Raw genomic sequence first — 18,854 nt, 5'->3', positions numbered from 1 at the left:
AATAATGACTCTAGCAAACCATATTCATTATCTGTTATTCTACAATTTCTTCTAGCTCCTGATATTCAAAAAAATATAACATAAAACATACCTTGAATTCATGNATACTAATTCATCAAAAATTCTTTTTGATATTGTATTTTCATTTTGAATAGAGTAGATAAAAAAATCAATGCCTTATCAGCAAAATTTAAATACTTTTTACTCTTTCACATTTTTTCAAATAAAGATTTTGAACTAATCTTTTTGAACAAAGATTCAGTTTTAGTTTCAGAAATTTTAGAATTTGCCGTTTTCTCTGGTAATAATTTTTTATTAATTATTATTTGTTTTTTTTCTGATTCTAACTTGTCATAATTTAATCCATAGTTTTGAAAGAATGTTGAAAAAGTATCAAAATTTCCTGTATAAGACATAATTTCACCTCCTTTCTATATTTAGTTTGATAGAAAGAAGAAAAAAACAAGCTTTATGCTTGTTCTCTCATTTAAATTCATTCCCACAATTAGTTTACAGCACCAGGAATTTTTACCAAAAACCCATATCTAGAGACTCTTTCGGTAAAACTAAGTAAATGACAATGTGTGCCTTTACTCTTGCCTATAATAAGGTCTATTTCCCAATGGCCGAATTCTTTTCTTTCGTTTATGTTTGCTGGTCTAGATCAAAAAGGTCTTACATAACGTGCGCCAACCAATCTTCTAGCAGCGCTTTGTTTCTCTCTTTTTCCACCTTTTTTGTAGACTTTTCTTAATAAACCTTTTCAGTTCAAAATTCAATAACCACTTTTTATTCAATTGTAGACTGTTTTAAAAGAAGGAACATCAATATTAGGATAAAGATTTTTTATTTTTTCAATTGTTAATTTGACAGTTCACAATTTGCCATCATATTCTTTTTTAAATAAAGAAGAAAATTCTTTATATTTATTTAAATTGTTTAAAAATTTAAAATGATTTTTTCACTTTTCTCTTGTAATTGTTTTTTCAATTGCATCTAAAGCAAAATAACCCCAAAAAGTAGAATTATTTTTTATTTCATTATTAATAGTTGTTCTTGAATAACCTAATATTTTTGCTATTTTTGTTATACTATAATTAGTTGCTCAAAGTAAGTATTCAAGAACAGTGCGTTCATTTCATGATAATTTTTTTTGCATTTCTTCATGACAGTCGCCAAATACTCTTTGGGTGATTTTTTTTATAAAAAAACTTCACCCATTATAGATTTTATCTAAAATGTGTAAAGTTTCAGATTACAATGTAGCAGTGAGATCTCTAAAACCTAGGGGTCTCACTTTTGGAATTAACACCGAGATCTAACTAAAATGTTTTGGTTTCTTATTGAAAGATTTTTATATATAATTACATTTATGATAAAAATAGTTAATTTATCAAAAAAAGATAAAAAAAATCGATTGATTTTAAACAACTTAAATTTCAATATTCATGAAAATGAATTGCATGTTTTTTTGGGCAAAAATGGTGCTGGAAAAACAGTTACTTTAGGAATAATTTGTGGATTAGATTCAGAATTTTCTGGAAAAATTTTAAAAGATAATGTAGATATTTACAAATCAAATAAAACTAATAATTATTTGTTTGTTCCAACAGATATTAGATTTCCAAATCATTTAAAAGTTATTGATTTAATTAAATTTTATGTGAATGAAATTTTTGAATTAGAAACAAATGAATTATTTATAAATGAAACATTAAAAGAATTCCATTTAGATGAAAGAAAGGACTATCTTCCTAAAAAATTATCTTCTGGAGAAAAAAGAAAATTAATGCTATTAATATCTAAATTAGTAAAACCAAAATATTTATTCTTAGATGAACCAGAAGCTAATCTAGATCCTTATTCAAGAAATGAATTATTTAAACTTTTGAATATGTTAAAAAAAGAAGGAACTTCAATTTTCGCATCATCTCACTTAATATCTGAAGAATTGCAAGATATAGATAGAATAACAATTTTGCATAACAAAACTATCGTTCTAAGTGAAAAAGTAAAATCAGCAAAAAATTTAAAAATTATTTTTGATAATTTTAAGAGAGGTGGTTATGACTAAAAAAATACTATCTCTAACTTTTAAGTTTAATAAGAAAAACAAATGAGTATATATTGGTTTATCACTTTCTTTTATAATCAGTTTTATATTTTGTTCTTTGTTCTTATTTGATAATTATCTTTTTTATAATTATTTTTGAATGATTTTTCTATTGGATTTTATTATAGTTTGTGTGTCAACATTATTTATTCTGCATTTAACATTTGTATCAAACCAAAAATCGATATATGAAAACACATTAAATTGTAGATATTTTAATAAACCTAAAATTGTTTTAGCTTGGTCAATATATTCATTTATTTTATTATCCGCATTTTCATTATTAAAGTCTTTTGCAATAAGTTCATTGCATTTATATAGAGACACGAATATAAAAAGTTTTCTACTTTATTTTATAGGCTATTTTCTAAGTAATTTATTGATAATCATTTTTATTATTTTAGTTTTTGCAAGTTTTATATTTATAACAAAATCTTATAAAAAGTCTCTCGTCATTGCAACTTGTATATTACCTTTTTTTACTGTTGTGTCTTTATCATCAAAAACAATAGAAGCGCGAGCAAATAAAAAGGTAGAAATAAACAAGGATATAATAGTTTCTGGTGACAAGTATTACTTTTTATCAGATGATGAGATTAAAAGTAAATATAATTTGAACTTAATTTCATCTATATATTTTTTACCCAAAAATACTATAAATAAGTACTTTGATGAGAATTTCTTGACTTATAAAAATAATTCAGATACAAAAAATTATATATTCTCAACATTCAATTTGTCTATTCTAAAAAATAATAAAAAATTTGACAAAGATAAATTTAGAATTTATCATAACGATGGTGAGTTTTTTATAAAAATGAGTACAAATGAATTGGCTAATTATTTATATAGCAAATTAAAAAAATATTTTGAATCAGGTGGAGTTAATTTAGATAAATTACTTAAAAAAATAAAATCTAATATATGAATAAAAAACAACTTTACTGGAAATGAATACAATTTAGTAATGCATTTACTTGGCAAAGATGATTTTAATTTTCAATACTTGCAAAGAGACTGAAATGATAATTTATGAAATGCTGCAAAATTAAAGTCAAATTTAAACAGTATGTTCAAAATTAATTTCTTTGATTTTTTAAATCATTTATACAGATCAAATCAAACAAAATTTAACACCACAATTAACATGGCTGAATTTTATATTGTTAAAGATAATAATTTAATAAAATACTTAGATTCAAATAGTAAAATAACTGATTCAGATTTAAATTTTATTAGCGAAAAAATGGTGAATTTTGTTGGTGATAAAGTTATTATTGATTTTAATAAATATGCACAAAGTGAACTTGAAAATTCAATAACAACAACAATTACTAAATTCAATTTATATTTTCCTGAAATAGATTCAAAAGAAAAATGAAAAAATCTTGTTTATAGTTCTTCAAATCATTTGTTCATTATTAAACAAACAATTGATAAAATGAATGAACTTGTATCTAATTTAGGAAATTATCAAGCGTTTAAATTTGAAGAAAACGTAAATCCCAAAAACTTTTATGACAATACAAAAATAATAAAACTAAATAATTTGACATATGACCTGATAAACTTATTTTTAATAACATTTGTTATTTTAACACTCAGCATTTTGCCAATAATATTTACTTTTAAAAGGAGAAAACATGAATAGAAATTAAAAATTAATTTACTATCTATTTCAACAATAATGATGGGGGCATCATTTGTTGTCGCATCATCTTGTGGTTCTAAAGAACAAGAGCAAGAAAAAGTTTTAAGTGATAATGAATATGTTGAGAAACACTCTATAACAAGAGACACAAATATTAAGGAAACAAGATATATTAGTCAAAATGTAAACAAAGTTTTTGACAACCACATACAATTAGAAAATTTTGTTAAAAATAATATAAAATCTGTTGATTTGAAATTTTTAAAAAACTCAAAAAAATTTGATGATATAAATAAAAATAATCCACAATTTATGTCCAATTAAGAGCTTTCATATTTTGATTTTAGCAAGTCAACAAGTAACGAAAAAATGCCGATATTTTTAGGACGAAACGGGAAAGTTTTTACTTCATTAGAAAAAGCAAGAGATTCATATTTTAATATAAATCAAGTTTACAAATTAGGCAATATTTATGCAAACAGTAAAGAGGAACTTTACAATTTCATTTTAAATAAATCAGTAAATAATAAAGATTTTTTGATAGAAGTATTAAATGAAATAAAAAGCAAATTGAATTTTAATTCACCTAACGCAACTATTACAGAATTTTTCAAAAGTCCAAGCGGACAAATTACAAGTTTTAAAAAAGAAGACCTTAAAGATGCAGACAAAAAAAGCAGAATTGAAGATTACATTAAAAATGTTGCAAAGAAATATGTAATCTATTATGATGAAGAAAATAATCCTCACTTAAAAGCGGTTGAAGATTATATATTTGATAGAATATCAAACTCTGAATTTATTAAGAGTAAAATCACTAGAATTAATTCTAATAAAGGATATAACAAATATTATGTAGACAATTCCAAAGATGATGAATTTACTTTGTATGGGCCAAGAATTTTAGAGACTCCTTTTGAAAATATTGAAGAAATAACTGATACAACTAAATGAAGTTCAACAAATAATCATTCTAAAGAAGAAATATTTAATTGATTAAAAATACAAAAGATGAACAGTATTGTCACATCACTTTTCAAAATTGTGTATTTTAATGAAAACATAAAGAAAAATGTTGAAATTACACCATTTACACCTATAACAATAAATGTTGAAAAAGATCATTTAAACAATTTCAAAAAATGTACCAAAAACTTTTGTTTTGAAGGCACTAACCTATACGATTATTTATATAACAAATATGATCTTTTAGCAAAAGGAAAGAATCTAATTTTCTTTCTAGTTTTATATATTATATGTTGCGGGTTTAACAAAATTATAGAATATAAAGCAAATCAAAAAGTGGTTGATGAATATAAAACATATTTTAAAATGATCATAAATGACATTAGCAAAATTTTTGCATCATTATTACCAAAATATTTCATTCATGAAGGAATTAGTGAATCAGAAAACTCAGATAATCAAGTAAATATATCAAAAATTTGAGATATAACAAACGGGGAATTTGACTTAAATTCAGATTCAAATATATTGATTGCTAAATTATTGAAATATAAAATAGCATGCAATTTTTTGGATGTAATTGCAAGTGGCATATTTAATGCAGTATATAGATTTTCAAGTGAAGATTATGATCCAGAATCTCTCATTTTTCCTGAATATGCAATATATGATAATTATGAACATTATTTTGAAATTTATAGTTTAAAGCGATTTAAAAAACCAGTTTTTTCAAAAAATTATGACAAATTTACTAAACAATCATATGATACTAACAACAGCTTACAAGAATGATTTTTAGAAAAGTTAATGTCGACAGTAAAAAACAACTTTGATAATGTGAATGAATTAGTAAAAGATATTCTTCTAAATAATGAAGATTTATTAAACAAAGATAAAAGTTTTTGATTATTAAACTATTATAATAATGAAAAGCTTCAAAATGAAAATTTATTTACTTTTATATGTAGAAAATTTATCACTATTCATCAAAAATATGAACAAATGAAAAAAGATTTGTTGCCAGTAGAAAAAAAATCATTTGCTAAATATTTATTATATGCTTTCATAGAAATAGATAATATAGTTAAAAAAGGTAGTTGGTCAAGCAAAGTTAATCTTTTAGTAGAAACTACAAAATATATTCATTCAATAATAGATGCAAAAGCAGCAGCATTAGAAATAGCTTTAAATGTTGTCGGAGGTCCAGTTTCTGCTTTTGGTGGTTTATTGTCTAACTTTTATGTTAAATTTTACAAAGCATTATTTGGTGAATTTAGCCAATTTAACTATAAATACGTTGTCAATGCAGGAGATAAAGGTAATGTCGATTATATATGGAATGGTGGATTGCGTTATGTTGGTTTATTTCATTGAATAAATGTTGAGTCTGGAATACAACATGCTAAAATATTACCACCTGTAAAAATAATGGACGGTTATACTGAAAGTTTTTATTACTTCAATGGTAAAAAATATAACTTTGTTGATATAGATTTATTAAAAAGAGATGTTGTAAATTACTATTTAAAAGGAAACAACAAAATTATAAACAACTTATTAGAAAAAGATGAAGCTGAAAAGAACATAAAAATTATTTACTCATGAGACAAACAATTAGAACAAAAAATTTCATTTAATGATTATAATAACCCAAAATTTTTAAGAAAATATAATTCTTGAGCTAAAAATGATGGGTTTAATATAATTGAAGCAAATTTTGGTGAACATGAAGATTCTTGATTTTCGTCATTAGTTAATTATAAAAACGGCACACCATTTAGCTTAGCAAAAGAAACAGACGATATAAAAGACATTTTAAATTCAATTAAACAAGCGATCGACATTTTGAATCCTATTTATTATTCAAAAAAACCAATAGAAACAGAAGATGGTTACACCGACAAGCTATTTCCTATTGATCAATTTGATCCAACAAAAAAAGCTTTTGAAGACAAAAAAATACTAGCAAATATTTATAATGAAGATCCATTAAAAAATTGCTTTTTATATTCAGAAATAGGAAACTTTAATATTCAAAGCGATTTGTTAAAAAATAATAGAAACAAATTTATTCCATTTTTAAATTCATTGAATATAAGAACAAAAGAAGTTTCAAATATATCATTTTTTAATAATTCAAATTATCAAGATATGGAATTGTTGCAAACAAAAACACTTTATTATTTTGATTATAAAAACAATAAATACTTCTTTACAAATTTAGACAAAGCGAGAAATTATTTTATCAATGTTATTATTAACCCAAAAATGGAATTATATAATTTAACCAAAAGAACCAAAATTATATTTATGAATAAAGAGTTCTGTACATTGAATGAAGCAGTATCTTGATACAAAAAGAATAATAAAAGAGGCGAAAATGAAAATTAAAAAATTATTTTTATCTTTAATTCCAACAGTTGTTTTGATTCCATCATGCAATAATTCAGCCTCTATGAATTATTATATGCAAAACAATAATTTAAAAAACGCAAGCAAATATGAAATTAATTTAGAAGGACAAAAATACCAATATACTGATATTGAATCATTTATGTCTAATTTAATAAATAGTAATAAAATAAAAGTTGAAAACAAATTAGTAATAGGCAAAAAGAAAAACAATAGTTCAAATAAAATTCTAGATTCTACTATTTTTTATAATTTCGACCCAAATAAACTTAAAAAAGTTTATCAAAATAAATTCCAAAAAACGGTTTATTCAGTTGATGAAGTAATAGAATCGTTTAGAGAAGAAAGCTCATATATTAAAAAATATCTTTTTGCCAATAAAGAATTTGATTCAGAAGAAAAAGTAAAACAGTATATAAAAACTCAACTTAAAAACGGTTTTAATAAATATGTTTATTATTCTAATAATGGGAAAAAATATAATGCTATGAATTGGCAAGATTCATTAGAATTGCTAAAAGATAAATATAATAAAGATAACAATGTGTTTTATCCTATTTTTGATAACAACAATAATGTAATTTATAATAATTTACTTAATTATGAAACAATGAATTCTATTAGTAAAAAAATTCTTGAAAAGTTAATGAAGTTTAAAGTAGAAATAAAATTTGGTTTAGATCTCAATGATGAAAAGTCTTATGACTACAATGAAAAGGATTTAGGTTTTAAAGTAAATGTAAAAAATAATAAATGAAATGTTTATGATGGCAATAAATTGCGCAGAACATTCAATTTAAATGAATTTTACAAATTTTATAAAAATGGAATGAAAAATCATAACGGTTTTTGAGATGCAACTTCAAAAAATGTTGAAAATTATTATGACCACGAAAAAGGAAGATTTGAAGATTGAACTTGGATTGTAAAAGCCAACATATTAAATTTATTTGATACAGAAAATGTCGAATTAATTTTCAATGATATAGCGATGAATAAACCGTATGTAGGCACTATTTGATTAATTGATGCAAATTATACGATTCATAAAAAATTAAAAGTCAAAACATTTGTTGGATATGAAAAAGAGCACTATTATTCAAGACCAGTTAATTCATTTGGGCCAAGAATTAAGGCTTATTATGACCAAAAGAGCACATTTGAAGAATTAAACAACATTGACATTAACAATTTCTTTTCTACTTATCAAATTTCAAATAATAATTTTGATTCGTTATCAATTGAAGAAAAAGAGCAAATTGTTACAGTTTATAAAAAATATATAGAATATATTCTTAAAAATGATGAATGTTTAAATCAAATAAAAAATTATAATGTCATAACTTTTGATAGTTATATGAATAAAAATTTGATAATAAATGGTAATGACTATTCAAAAAAAATTGATTTAGACAAAATAGATTGAGATGATTATAAACCAATTAATTTGAATAAAATATGAGAAGAATTTGATTTTAGTTTTTCAAAAATAAATGATATTAAATTAAATAACAAATATATTTATGATAAATTTTATGCAATTACAGGAAATATTGGATTAATAAATGATGATAAAAGTCAAATTTTAACTGCCAACAACCGAAATTGTTCTTTATATGAAAAAAATAAAAATTCTAATATTTCAAATTTGATTTTTCAAAGAAAAACATGTATAGAATTTTTAAACAAAATAATTTCTTCTAAATCATTTCCAAGTGCTTCTGAACCCGAAGACAAACAAAAACTTTTAAAAGAAATTATTGAAGAACATAAGAATAAAAACAAATTAAATAATAGCTTTTTTGAAAATAATTTGCCCTTACTTATTAATGATAAAAACATTGAATTATTTTCTTTCTATTCAAATAATAATGTTGACATCTTATCAAAAAGATATTCAATACCTTCTAACATACTACTTGAGTTTCCAACTTTTTATTCTAAAGATGATTATGAAAATAACATAGCTCTTTATTTTGACGAAAATTGACACCCTGCATATATTTATCGTTTATCTTCATATACCTTAGAAAATAATGAAGAATTTCCAACAAAGGAAATACTTGATGGGAATTTGAGATATTTACTTAGTAATCAATTAGGGTATAAAGAAGATTTAGTTGCATATGATAATAAAGGTGTAGTAGAAATAATTAACAATGACATTTTCAATGTGTTTGTATTGAAATTTGAAGGCAATGAGTTTTCATTCCTGAGTTATAATGATGCAATTTCATTTTTAAAAGATTACATAATAACAAGATCAAAATTAATATAAATTTAAGATGGCAACATCTTATTTTTATATACAGTATATAACACTTTGTTTTTAAAATAACCAAAATAATATAAAATTAAAACACTATGGGATTTTTTGGATATTTAAAAGAAAAACTTTTTGGTTGAAAAAAGAAAAAAGAAGAAAAGAAAGCAGAAAAAGTTGTTGCTAAGCAAAAAGAATTAGAAGAAAAAGCACAATTAGAATTAATAACTTCAAAGAAGCTTGATAAATATGCTACAGGTCTCTCTAAATCTTCTTCTCTAGGTAAACAAATTTTCAACCTTCAAAATAAACATAAAGAAATAAATGAAGAATTCTTCGATGAACTCGAAGAGATTTTAATCATGAGTGATATTAATGCTAAATTAGTTTATGCAATTATCACACACATTAAAAACGAAGTTAGAGCTAGAGGTTTAAAAGATACTAAAGATATAGGTGAATTAGTTGCTGATCAAATGTTTGTTGTTTATACAAACAAAAGTATTGTTGATACAACTTTAAATTATCAAGACGGGAGATTAAATATCTTTATTTTTGTTGGAGTTAATGGTAGTGGTAAAACAACTTCAATTGCTAAAATAGCCTATAAATATATAAAAGAAGGAAAAAAAGTTTTAATTGCTGCAGGCGATACTTTTAGAGCTGGTGCAGTAGATCAATTAGGTGTGTGAGCAGAAAGAGTAGGCGCTCCTATTGTTAAACCTGTTAAAGAAGGAGTTGATCCTTCATCAGTAGTTTATGAAGCTCTTGAAAAAGCACAAAATGAAAAATATGACTTATTATTAATAGATACAGCTGGTAGATTACAAAATAAAGTCAACTTGATGAAAGAACTTGAAAAAATGTATGGCATTATTGCTAGATTTCAAGATAAAGCGCCACATGAATGCTTATTAGTTTTAGATGCAACAACTGGTCAAAATGGAGTTAGCCAAGCTAGAAGTTTTAAAGAAGTTGCGGCTCCAACTGGAATTATATTAACTAAAATGGATGGAACTTCTAAAGGTGGAATTGTACTTTTAATTAAAGACGAATTTGATTTGAATGTTAAATATATTGGACTTGGCGAAGGGCTAGATGATCTTCAAGAATTTGATTTAGATAACTTCATTTATGAAATGACAAAGGACTTAATTGTAAATGAATAAAGATATTAAAGATATAGAAAATAGAGAGCACTTATTAGAACTATTTGATAAATTTAATTCATTTTTAACTCAAACACAAAAACAAGCTTTTCAATTATATTTCATTGAAGATCTTTCTTATTCTGAAGTTGCCAACATTACAGCAACCACCCGTTCTGGAGCTTATGATAGTGTGAATAAAGCAATTAAAAAATTACTAGATATTGAAGCAAAAATGCAATAAATTAATACCATAAAACTGGTATTTTTTTATTATAAAATATGGAATTGTGTGAAATTTTACCAAAAAAAATATGGAATTGTGTGAAAAAACACATTTTTTATATATAATAAACATGAGGCAAATATGGCTTTATTAAAAAGAAAAATTGATAAATTTTTACAAGATTGAAAATTAAATAAAGAACGAAAACCTCTTATTATAAAAGGAGCTCGTCAAATTGGCAAAACGACATCTATTTTAGATTTTGCAAAAAATAATTATGAAAATGTTGTTTATATAAACTTTATAAGTGATTTAAGATATCAAGGTTGTTTTCAAAAAGGCTTTGATGTTGAGACAATTGTTAAAGAGCTTAGTTTTGTAAATCCAAATTTTCAATTTGTAAAGAATAAAACAATAATAATTTTAGATGAAATACAAGCATATCCGGATGCTTCAACATGTCTAAAATTTTTCGCGTTAGATAAAAAATTTGATGTTATATGTTCAGGATCTTTATTAGGTATTCAATATCAATACATTACCAGCAATAGTGCTGGATACAAAAATGAATATACAATGCAATCTTTAGATTTTGAAGAATTCTTATGAGCAAATGGATATAATGAAAAACAAATAAAGCAAATTTTTAACAATATGAAAGAACTTAAACCTTTCAGCGAAAATGAATTAAAAGTGTTATTTGAAAAATTTAATGACTATATTATTGTTGGAGGAATGCCAGAGATTGTTAAAAATTTCATAAAGCAAAAAAATTTTTCAAATATTTTAAATCAACAAAAAGAATTACTTGAAGTTTATAAGCAAGACATTGGTAAATATGCAGAAAGTTTGGATAGATACAAAATTTTAAAAGTTTATGAAAGTATTTCTCCATTTTTAGGTAAAGAAAACAAAAGATTTATGTTTTCAAAAGTTGAACATAATGCAAGGTTTAGAGATTATTTTTCAACAATGGAATGATTAAAAGATAGTGGCTTAATTAATATTTCATACTTATTAAATAATGTAGAATTTCCATTTTTAGCTAATTATGATTCAAACCAATTTAAAATTTATCACCATGACACTTCTTTATTAATAGCTTCTTTAGATAAAGAAACACAAGATGATTTAAGAATTAAAAAAAATTTAAATACTTATAAAGGCGCTATTTATGAAAACATAGTAGCTGAATCATTAAAAAAACAAGAATATGATCTTTTCTATTGAAAGAATCCAAAAAGCACTATTGAAATTAATTTTATAGTTAGAGATATTGATTATATAGTCCCTTTAGAAATTAAATCTAATAATAAAAAAGCAACAAGTCTTAAAAACTTTTTAGAATTATTCAAAAATAAAAATGTTAAATATGGAATTAAATTTGCTAACAGCAACATCGGATTTAAAAATAATATTTATACCTTTCCATACTTTTGTATTTTTATGCTAAGAGATTTTTTAAAAGATTTAGCTTTAAAAAGAAAATAAAAAAGCCATTTAAGGTTTCCAATTTAATTGAGGGTGAGAAATCGCTCTTTTTTATCTTTTTTCAATTATTAACATTTTATGAAAGTTTAGTTCATCGCCTTTATTTGCTCTATAAAGCGTTTCACTGATGCAATCAAAAACTAAACATTTTCTTTTTACGATATATTCTTTATTATCATTAAATAATGTAATTCTAGTTTTTTTATTGTAAAAAACAATACAATCTTCCTTATAATATCTATTCATTGATGTAGATGAATTTTCATTGTTAATTTTATTTAAATCTTTAAAATTTTTTACTTCAGTTTTTTTAGTATTAACTGATATTTCTAATAATCTTAATTCATCGTCTGAAGTATAAGCAGAGTGTACAAAGTCATTATTAAAATTAATAAAAGATCTATTTTTTAAATTTATTTTTTTAAAACAATTTTTTTCCAAAACATCTGTTTTATAGTTTTTTAAGCCAAAAAGACCATAAGATGAATTGTTTGTTGTTAAAACATACCAAGCTTTAGATGATTTTTCATTTTGTTCATTTTTTAAATAACTTATTTTCATTAATTCATTCTTTTTATTTAAGGTATGCAAAACTATTTGAGGTTCATATTTATCTAATTCAAAAATTTTACTGTTACCAAAATTTGTTAAGTGTTCATTGTAAGAAATTTTGTTATTAGCTTCAAAATTTTTCTCATCTTTAATGTCATAAAGAATTCTATCAATTGATAAACATTTTTTGCTTACTTCATCAATGTAAAAATGTAATTCTGGAACTTTTCTTCAATTTAAACTTTTAGCCAAAATTGTTCTAATGTATCCAGAAGCATTTTGTAAAGCTTCTAATCCTCTCTTTTCATTTTCGCTAAATGACATATAGATTTTTACATGTGATAAATCACCTGATAATTCGCAATCAACCAATGTAGGATTAATAATATTTGTATTTGTTAAATCATTTGTTATTATTTCTGCTAATAATGTTCTAATTTGTGATTCTCTTCTTAATGTGTTTATACTTTTAGGCATAATATCTCCTTTATTCGCTATGAGCTTTATCTATTAATGATCAATTTTTAATAAGTATTCTTGCTTTTTTAAGTTTACTTGTATTTTCCTTATTATGCTCTAAAACAGCTTCAAATAATAAATCGGTAATTAACATTTGAGCTATTTTTGAACTTGAAGGAACTAACATAGTTGAACTTTGAATTTTGTGATATCTTAATTTAACTGCAATTAATTTATCTTCTTCTTGGCTAGAAGTTAAAACAATAATTGGCGCTTTTTGTTTTTTAGCTTGCTCGATAACAAAGTGAGCTTCCATTGTTTGTAAATTATTTGAGTAAACAATTACAACATCATTTTCAGTAACATGAGCTAAGGATGGAAAGAAAATATGAAAGTCACTATGAGCTATAACAGGTTTACCAATTTTTAATAAATTAGAAACTAAATTCATTGATATTCTTTGACTTGAACCACAACCGTGAATATAAATGTTTTTTGATTTATTAATTATTTCAGCTGCTTTGTTAATATCTTTTAATAGATCTTCATCATAAACATTATCTATTGCATATCTATGACTGGCTGCAATAAATTTATAGTCATTATCTACTTCATTGTCATTTCAAATAGTAGGATAAGTTTTTTCAAATTCTGTTAATTTGTTATTTATTGAAGCAATAAAAGTGCGATAGTCTTTAAAACCATATTTACGAATAAATCTAGAAACTCCCGCATCACTTGATTCAGTATTTTTAGCTAACTTATTTTGTGAAAAGTTAAAATAATTACCTTCAAAATTATTAATAAAATCTCGAATTCTTTTTTCACTTTTAGTTAATTCAACTGTATCATCCATTAATGGACGGCTTATTATTCTTTTGTCATTATTTTTCATAATTGTAATTATATTAAATTTTTTTAAAACTTATATTAAGCGTGGTTATAATAAAAAATTTATTTTTTAATTATGCTTACATTTATTAGTTTTGATAGTATCTAAAACATTTTATTTTTTTGTTTTGTATTTTTATATTTTATATTAAAATAATAAAGCAATAAGCTTGGGTGTCAAGTATTTGCACTTGACAGCAAGTTAAGTTATTGATAAAAAGAAAAATAAGGAGAAAAACCACAATGGTTAAAATTAGATTAAAGAGATTAGGAAGCAAATTTAATGCTTGCTACAAAATTGTGGCTGCTGACTCACACGCTCCTAGAGATGGGAAATATATTGAAGCATTAGGCCAATATAATCCACACTCAAAGGAATTTGTTTTAAATGAAGAAGCAACACAAAGATGAATTGACAATGGTGCTCAATTAACTCAAACCGTTTTCAATTTATTTAGACAACACAAATTAAATGTTAAATTCATGAACAACGCACACAAAGAAGCTACAAAAGCACAAGAAGTTAAAAAACTTGCAGCTAAACCAGCTACAAAACCTGCTTCAAAATCAACTGCTCCTAAAAAAGTAGTTGCTGACAAAAAAGTTGCAACAAAAGCAGCAACAACTAAAACTACAAAAGCTGCTGCTAAACCTTCAGCTAAAACTGTTCGTAAAACTACAAAAAAATAGTTATATCTAGATTATGAAAATAAATTTTTTAACTCTTTTTTCAAATTACTACAAACCATTTGTAGAAGAATCAATTATTTCAAAAGCTATTGAAAAGAAATTGATTGAAATTAATGTAGTTGATTTTAGACTTTTCAGCAAAGATAAACATCACAAAGTTGATGATGAAATTTTTGGTGGAGGTCATGGAATGCTCCTGCAAATAGAACCTATTGATTTAGCACTTGATTCTCTTAAAGAAAGAGGAGGTTACAAAATTCTTGTAACTCCTCAAGGAAAGAAATTTGATCAACAAATTGCTAATGAATTAGCTAAGAAAAAAGAAATAACTTTTATTTCTGGTCGCTATGAAGGCTTTGATGAAAGAATAGTAGACCTTGTTGATGAAGAAATTTCAATTGGTGATTATGTTTTAACCGGAGGCGAATTACCTTCAATGGTAATGGCAGACAGTATCATAAGATTAGTTCCTGGCGTAATAAGAGAAGAAAGTTATGCTAATGATTCATTTCAAAATGAAGGTTTGTTAGATTATCCTCAATACACTAGACCAAGAGTGTACAAGAGCAAAGCTAAAAAAGAAGCTTTAATAGTGCCTGAAGTTTTAGTTAATGGAAATCATGCAGAAATTGAAAAATGGAAAAAAGAAGCTCAATTAAAAAAGACAAAGAAAAATCGTCCAGATATAATCGAAAGGATTAAAAATGAGAAATAAATTAATCGAATTAGTAGAATCAAACCAATTACGTACAGACTTCCCAGAATTCAGAGTTGGAGATAATGTTAAAGTTCACGTTCGTATTCGTGAAGGTGAAAAAGAACGTATCCAAATTTTTGAAGGTTTAGTTATTAGCAAAAAAGAATCAGGTACACGTGAAACATTTACAGTTAGAAAAATTTCTTTTGGTATAGGTGTTAATAGAACATTTCCATTACACTCACCTATGATCGCTTCAATTGAAGTTGTTCGTTCAAATAAAGTACGTCGTGCAAAACTTTACTACATGAAAAACAGAAGTGGTAAAAGTGCTCGTCTTAAGGAAATTAAACGTACAAAATAATTTAACTTTTATTAATAATCAAGTAGCTCAGAAGGCTACTTTTTTTGCTGTTTTATAAGCTTTTTAGTAAAAAAAGCAAAATAAAATTTGTGCCTTTAACACAAATAATATTGATGTTTATAACAATTCATTATTTATTTTTATATTTACTTGATAAAAAACTCAGCCATCAATTCTAACATGAATTAGGTCGCCATCTAAATTATGACTTAATGAAGCATTTCTTTTCTTAAAAACATTTAATTTATCTACAGTTTTACCATCAACTAAAAGTTCAATATATGAAACTCCAACCAATACTTCAATAGTTTTATCTTTATAGTTAACAACTTTATAATTAGTTCCAATACTAAAATTAATAAATCAAATTGTTATTATGAAAAAAACAGCTGATATGATAATGGCTATTATTGAACCAATTGAATTTTTAGTTGTAACAACTATATGAATTATTGGAAATAATGCTCCAGCTAATCCAATACTTATAAAAAGAAATATTAAACTAGCAATTATCATTCCTGTACGTTTCTTTTTAAATTTTTTTCCTTTTTCAGACATATGTCCTTTCTTTATTAAATAATGTTTTTTGTAATTATTTATGATACTTTTTATTATTAATGATCATAAATGAACGATAGATTTGTTCAGCTAACATAACTCTAAACAATTGATGTGGCCAAGTTAATTTTGAAGAATTAATTTTCATATTGCATTTAATTAATTCTTCATTAACTCCATCACTGCCGCCAATTATAAAGGTTAAATTAACATTGTTATTAACTATTTCGCTTAATTCAACTGAATCTAAACTTTTTCCTTTTAATGAAGCATAAATAACAAAACTATTATTATCAACATAAGAATTAATTAATTTTGTTTCCTTGTCTTTCTTGACTTCGATATTTTTTTCCTCACTCAATTCTTTTACTTCAACAACATTTAATTCAGCAAAATGACTTATGTTTTTAGCATATTGATTAAATAAAACTTTAAATTCTGGACTAAGTGAACCAACTGCAATTATTTTAATCTTATGCATTATTCTTTTTTCTTGTAGTTTCTAAATAAAACATAAGCATTTGAATATCAGCTGGATTAATGCCACTGATTCTACTTGCTTGGCCGATTGTTGTTGGTTTAACTTTGATTAATTTTTGTTTAGCTTCTGTAGCAATATTATTAATTTTGTTGTAGTCCAAGTCTTCTGGTATTTTGTAATTTTCTAGTCTTACAGCTTTATTAGCATCACTTTTTTGTTTTTCAATATAACCATGAAGTCTAACCATTGTTGTTAATTCTTCTAGGTATGGAAAATCAGGAATGATATCATAAGGATCAACTGCAGGACGAGCTAAAGTTTGTAATAATGAGATACCTGTTGTGATTCCATATTTTATAGCCACAGGATCTTTTGAAGAAAGATAAGTAGTATGAAGTCTTTGAATTTCTTGGTCAATTAATTCATATTTTTTAATAACCTTTTGATATTGATGTTTGTCAATTAAGCCTATTTTATAGCCATATTCGGCTAAACGAATATCAGCATTATCATTTCTTAAAAGTAATCTATATTCAGCTCTTGAAGTTAGCATTCTATAAGGTTCTTTAGTTCCTTTAGTAACCAAATCATCAATTAAAACTCCTATATAAGCATGGTTTCTTAAAATAACTATACCATCTTTTTTTTCTAAGTTTAAGGCTGCATTAATACCTGCAATTAAACCTTGAGCAGCAGCCTCTTCGTAACCACTAGTTCCATTAATTTGACCTGCAGTATAAAAATTTTTAATGATTTTAGTTTCTAAAGTAGGTTTTAATTGCAAAGGATCAATTGCATCATATTCAATAGCATAAGCATACTTTTGAATCTTACATTTTTGAAGACCAGGAATACTTCTAATCATTAGTTCTTGGACTTCAACTGGCATTGAAGTAGAGAGCCCATTAACATAAGTAATTGAACCATCAGCAGTTTCAGGTTCGAAGAAAATTTGATGTCTTTCTTTTGAAGGAAACTTAACAATTTTGTCTTCAACTGAAGGACAATAACGAGGGCCAATACCTTTGATTATTCCTCCATACATAGCACTTTTAGTTAAATTTTCTTCTATTATTTTGTGAGTTTCAGGAGTTGTATAAGTTAAGTAACAAGCAATTTGACGAGGTAATTTTACATTTGATCTAGATGAAAATGATAAGTTAGTATCACTTAATACTTCTTGTTCTACTTGCGAGTAGTCAATTGAATCTGAAAAGATTCTTGGAGGTGTTCCAGTTTTAAGTCTTTGAATTATAAAACCATGTTCTTTTAATGAAGCACTTAATTTAGGTGTAGTTTTTTCATTATCAGGTCCACTGATTTTAATAACATCTCCTCTAAGAATTCTACTGTCCATATATGTTCCAGTAGTTACAACACAGACCTCAGCTTCAACTATATCGCCATTAGCTAGTTTAATTCCTTTAAATTCTTTTTTACTATTTACTAATATTTCTTCAGCTATATCTTCAATAAGATCTAAGTTAGGTTCTTTTAACACGTATTCTAAAGCTATCTTCATGTATTTTTCTTTGTCAATTTGAGCTCTAAGTGCTCTAACTGCAGGACCTTTTGATTGATTAAGCATTTTCAATTGGATCATGCTTAAATCAGCCCAAAGTCCTTGCATTCCGCCTAAGGCATCTATTTCTCTAGTTATGATTCCTTTGGCTGGTCCACCAATTGAAGGATTACATGGCATCATACCTAAACGTTCCTTATTTAAAGATATCAAAACAGTTTTATGATTTTTGTGTGCTAAGGCAAAAGCAGCTTCTAAACCAGCGTGCCCTCCACCTATAACAACAGCATCATATTTATGTACATTATTACTTTTCTTATTCATAGTTCTTATATTTTAGTTTATTTTTTAAAAAAATATATTATAATAA

Annotated in this window: 16 protein-coding genes and 2 pseudogenes; 11 read left to right on the top strand and 7 right to left on the bottom strand. The window is 24.7% G+C overall.

Going from position 1 to position 18,854, the window contains the following annotated elements; genetic code table 4:
- Positions 1-107: 107 nt before the first annotated feature.
- Complete coding sequence (locus MBIO_RS00870) at positions 108-416, bottom strand: hypothetical protein (RefSeq protein ID WP_258408917.1); 309 nt, start codon at positions 414-416, stop codon at positions 108-110.
- Positions 417-520: 104 nt separating this feature from the next.
- Positions 521-1,159 (bottom strand): annotated as a pseudogene (locus MBIO_RS00865) (IS30-like element IS1630 family transposase); the annotation flags it as partial.
- 213 nt (positions 1,160-1,372) lie between these two features.
- Here MBIO_RS00865 and MBIO_RS00860 point away from each other — a divergent pair.
- The 8 genes from MBIO_RS00860 (at position 1,373) to MBIO_RS00830 (ending at position 12,270) form a co-directional block, all read left to right on the top strand.
- Positions 1,373-2,074: an ATP-binding cassette domain-containing protein gene (locus MBIO_RS00860; protein ID WP_013526616.1), complete on the top strand. Its 702-nt coding sequence runs from the start codon at positions 1,373-1,375 to the stop codon at positions 2,072-2,074.
- Positions 2,075-2,795: 721 nt separating this feature from the next.
- Complete coding sequence (locus tag MBIO_RS04940) at positions 2,796-3,764, top strand: hypothetical protein (RefSeq protein WP_193763638.1); 969 nt, start codon at positions 2,796-2,798, stop codon at positions 3,762-3,764.
- Between the two features lie 36 nt (positions 3,765-3,800).
- The gene (locus tag MBIO_RS04965; protein WP_015510734.1) at positions 3,801-4,088 is read left to right on the top strand and encodes a hypothetical protein; all 288 of its coding nucleotides are present in this window, start codon (positions 3,801-3,803) and stop codon (positions 4,086-4,088) included.
- A gap of 45 nt (positions 4,089-4,133) precedes the next feature.
- Positions 4,134-7,121, top strand: a complete 2,988-nt coding sequence (locus tag MBIO_RS00850; protein WP_015510733.1) for a hypothetical protein — start codon at positions 4,134-4,136, stop codon at positions 7,119-7,121.
- A complete protein-coding gene (locus tag MBIO_RS00845; RefSeq protein WP_013526620.1) occupies positions 7,111-9,420 on the top strand; it encodes a hypothetical protein in 2,310 nt (769 codons plus the stop codon). The genes MBIO_RS00850 and MBIO_RS00845 overlap by 11 nt, the downstream gene beginning before the upstream one ends.
- Positions 9,421-9,506: 86 nt before the next feature.
- Positions 9,507-10,574 carry a signal recognition particle-docking protein FtsY gene (ftsY, locus tag MBIO_RS00840; protein WP_015510731.1) on the top strand — a complete coding sequence of 356 codons (1,068 nt, stop codon included), beginning with the start codon at positions 9,507-9,509 and terminating at the stop codon, positions 10,572-10,574.
- Positions 10,567-10,797 carry a hypothetical protein gene (locus tag MBIO_RS00835; protein ID WP_013354325.1) on the top strand — a complete coding sequence of 77 codons (231 nt, stop codon included), beginning with the start codon at positions 10,567-10,569 and terminating at the stop codon, positions 10,795-10,797. The genes ftsY and MBIO_RS00835 overlap by 8 nt, the downstream gene beginning before the upstream one ends.
- Before the next feature lie 123 nt (positions 10,798-10,920).
- A complete protein-coding gene (locus MBIO_RS00830) occupies positions 10,921-12,270 on the top strand; it encodes an ATP-binding protein (RefSeq protein ID WP_041594179.1) in 1,350 nt (449 codons plus the stop codon).
- Positions 12,271-12,321: 51 nt separating this feature from the next.
- Here the strand turns inward: MBIO_RS00830 and rbfA are convergent, their stop codons facing one another.
- Together rbfA and MBIO_RS00820 are read right to left on the bottom strand one after the other, a co-directional pair.
- The gene (rbfA, locus tag MBIO_RS00825; RefSeq protein ID WP_041594178.1) at positions 12,322-13,299 is read right to left on the bottom strand and encodes a 30S ribosome-binding factor RbfA; all 978 of its coding nucleotides are present in this window, start codon (positions 13,297-13,299) and stop codon (positions 12,322-12,324) included.
- Positions 13,300-13,309: 10 nt separating this feature from the next.
- The gene (locus MBIO_RS00820; protein ID WP_013526624.1) at positions 13,310-14,176 is read right to left on the bottom strand and encodes a MurR/RpiR family transcriptional regulator; all 867 of its coding nucleotides are present in this window, start codon (positions 14,174-14,176) and stop codon (positions 13,310-13,312) included.
- Positions 14,177-14,415: 239 nt separating this feature from the next.
- On the opposite strand from MBIO_RS00820, the pseudogene rpsP reads away from it, so the two are divergent.
- The 3 genes and pseudogenes from rpsP to rplS all read left to right on the top strand — a co-directional run.
- Positions 14,416-14,703, top strand: a pseudogene (gene rpsP / locus MBIO_RS05255) (30S ribosomal protein S16); the annotation flags it as partial.
- A gap of 172 nt (positions 14,704-14,875) precedes the next feature.
- Positions 14,876-15,577, top strand: a complete 702-nt coding sequence (gene trmD / locus MBIO_RS00810; protein WP_013354331.1) for a tRNA (guanosine(37)-N1)-methyltransferase TrmD — start codon at positions 14,876-14,878, stop codon at positions 15,575-15,577.
- Positions 15,567-15,923 (top strand): 50S ribosomal protein L19, encoded by a 357-nt coding sequence (rplS, locus tag MBIO_RS00805; protein WP_013354332.1) that lies wholly within the window; start codon positions 15,567-15,569, stop codon positions 15,921-15,923. The genes trmD and rplS overlap by 11 nt, the downstream gene beginning before the upstream one ends.
- A 117-nt stretch (positions 15,924-16,040) precedes the next feature.
- Here rplS and MBIO_RS00800 read toward each other — a convergent pair whose 3' ends face one another.
- Genes MBIO_RS00800 through mnmG form a run of 3 tightly spaced genes read right to left on the bottom strand, consistent with a single transcriptional unit; the run spans position 16,041 to position 18,808 of the window.
- A complete protein-coding gene (locus MBIO_RS00800; protein WP_013526626.1) occupies positions 16,041-16,481 on the bottom strand; it encodes a hypothetical protein in 441 nt (146 codons plus the stop codon).
- Positions 16,482-16,515: 34 nt separating this feature from the next.
- Positions 16,516-16,962 (bottom strand): 23S rRNA (pseudouridine(1915)-N(3))-methyltransferase RlmH, encoded by a 447-nt coding sequence (locus MBIO_RS00795; RefSeq protein ID WP_013354334.1) that lies wholly within the window; start codon positions 16,960-16,962, stop codon positions 16,516-16,518.
- Entirely contained in the window at positions 16,955-18,808 is a 1,854-nt protein-coding gene (mnmG, locus tag MBIO_RS00790; RefSeq protein WP_013526627.1) for a tRNA uridine-5-carboxymethylaminomethyl(34) synthesis enzyme MnmG, read from the bottom strand. The genes MBIO_RS00795 and mnmG overlap by 8 nt, the downstream gene beginning before the upstream one ends.
- Positions 18,809-18,854: the final 46 nt, after the last annotated feature.

The sequence above is a fragment of the Mycoplasmopsis fermentans PG18 genome (genome assembly GCF_000209735.1).
In the GTDB taxonomy this organism is placed as follows: Bacteria; Bacillota_I; Bacilli_A; order Mycoplasmatales; family Metamycoplasmataceae; genus Mycoplasmopsis; species Mycoplasmopsis fermentans.
The sequence above is the reverse complement of the archived record's forward strand: the minus strand, read 5'-3'. Positions and strand labels throughout refer to the sequence as shown.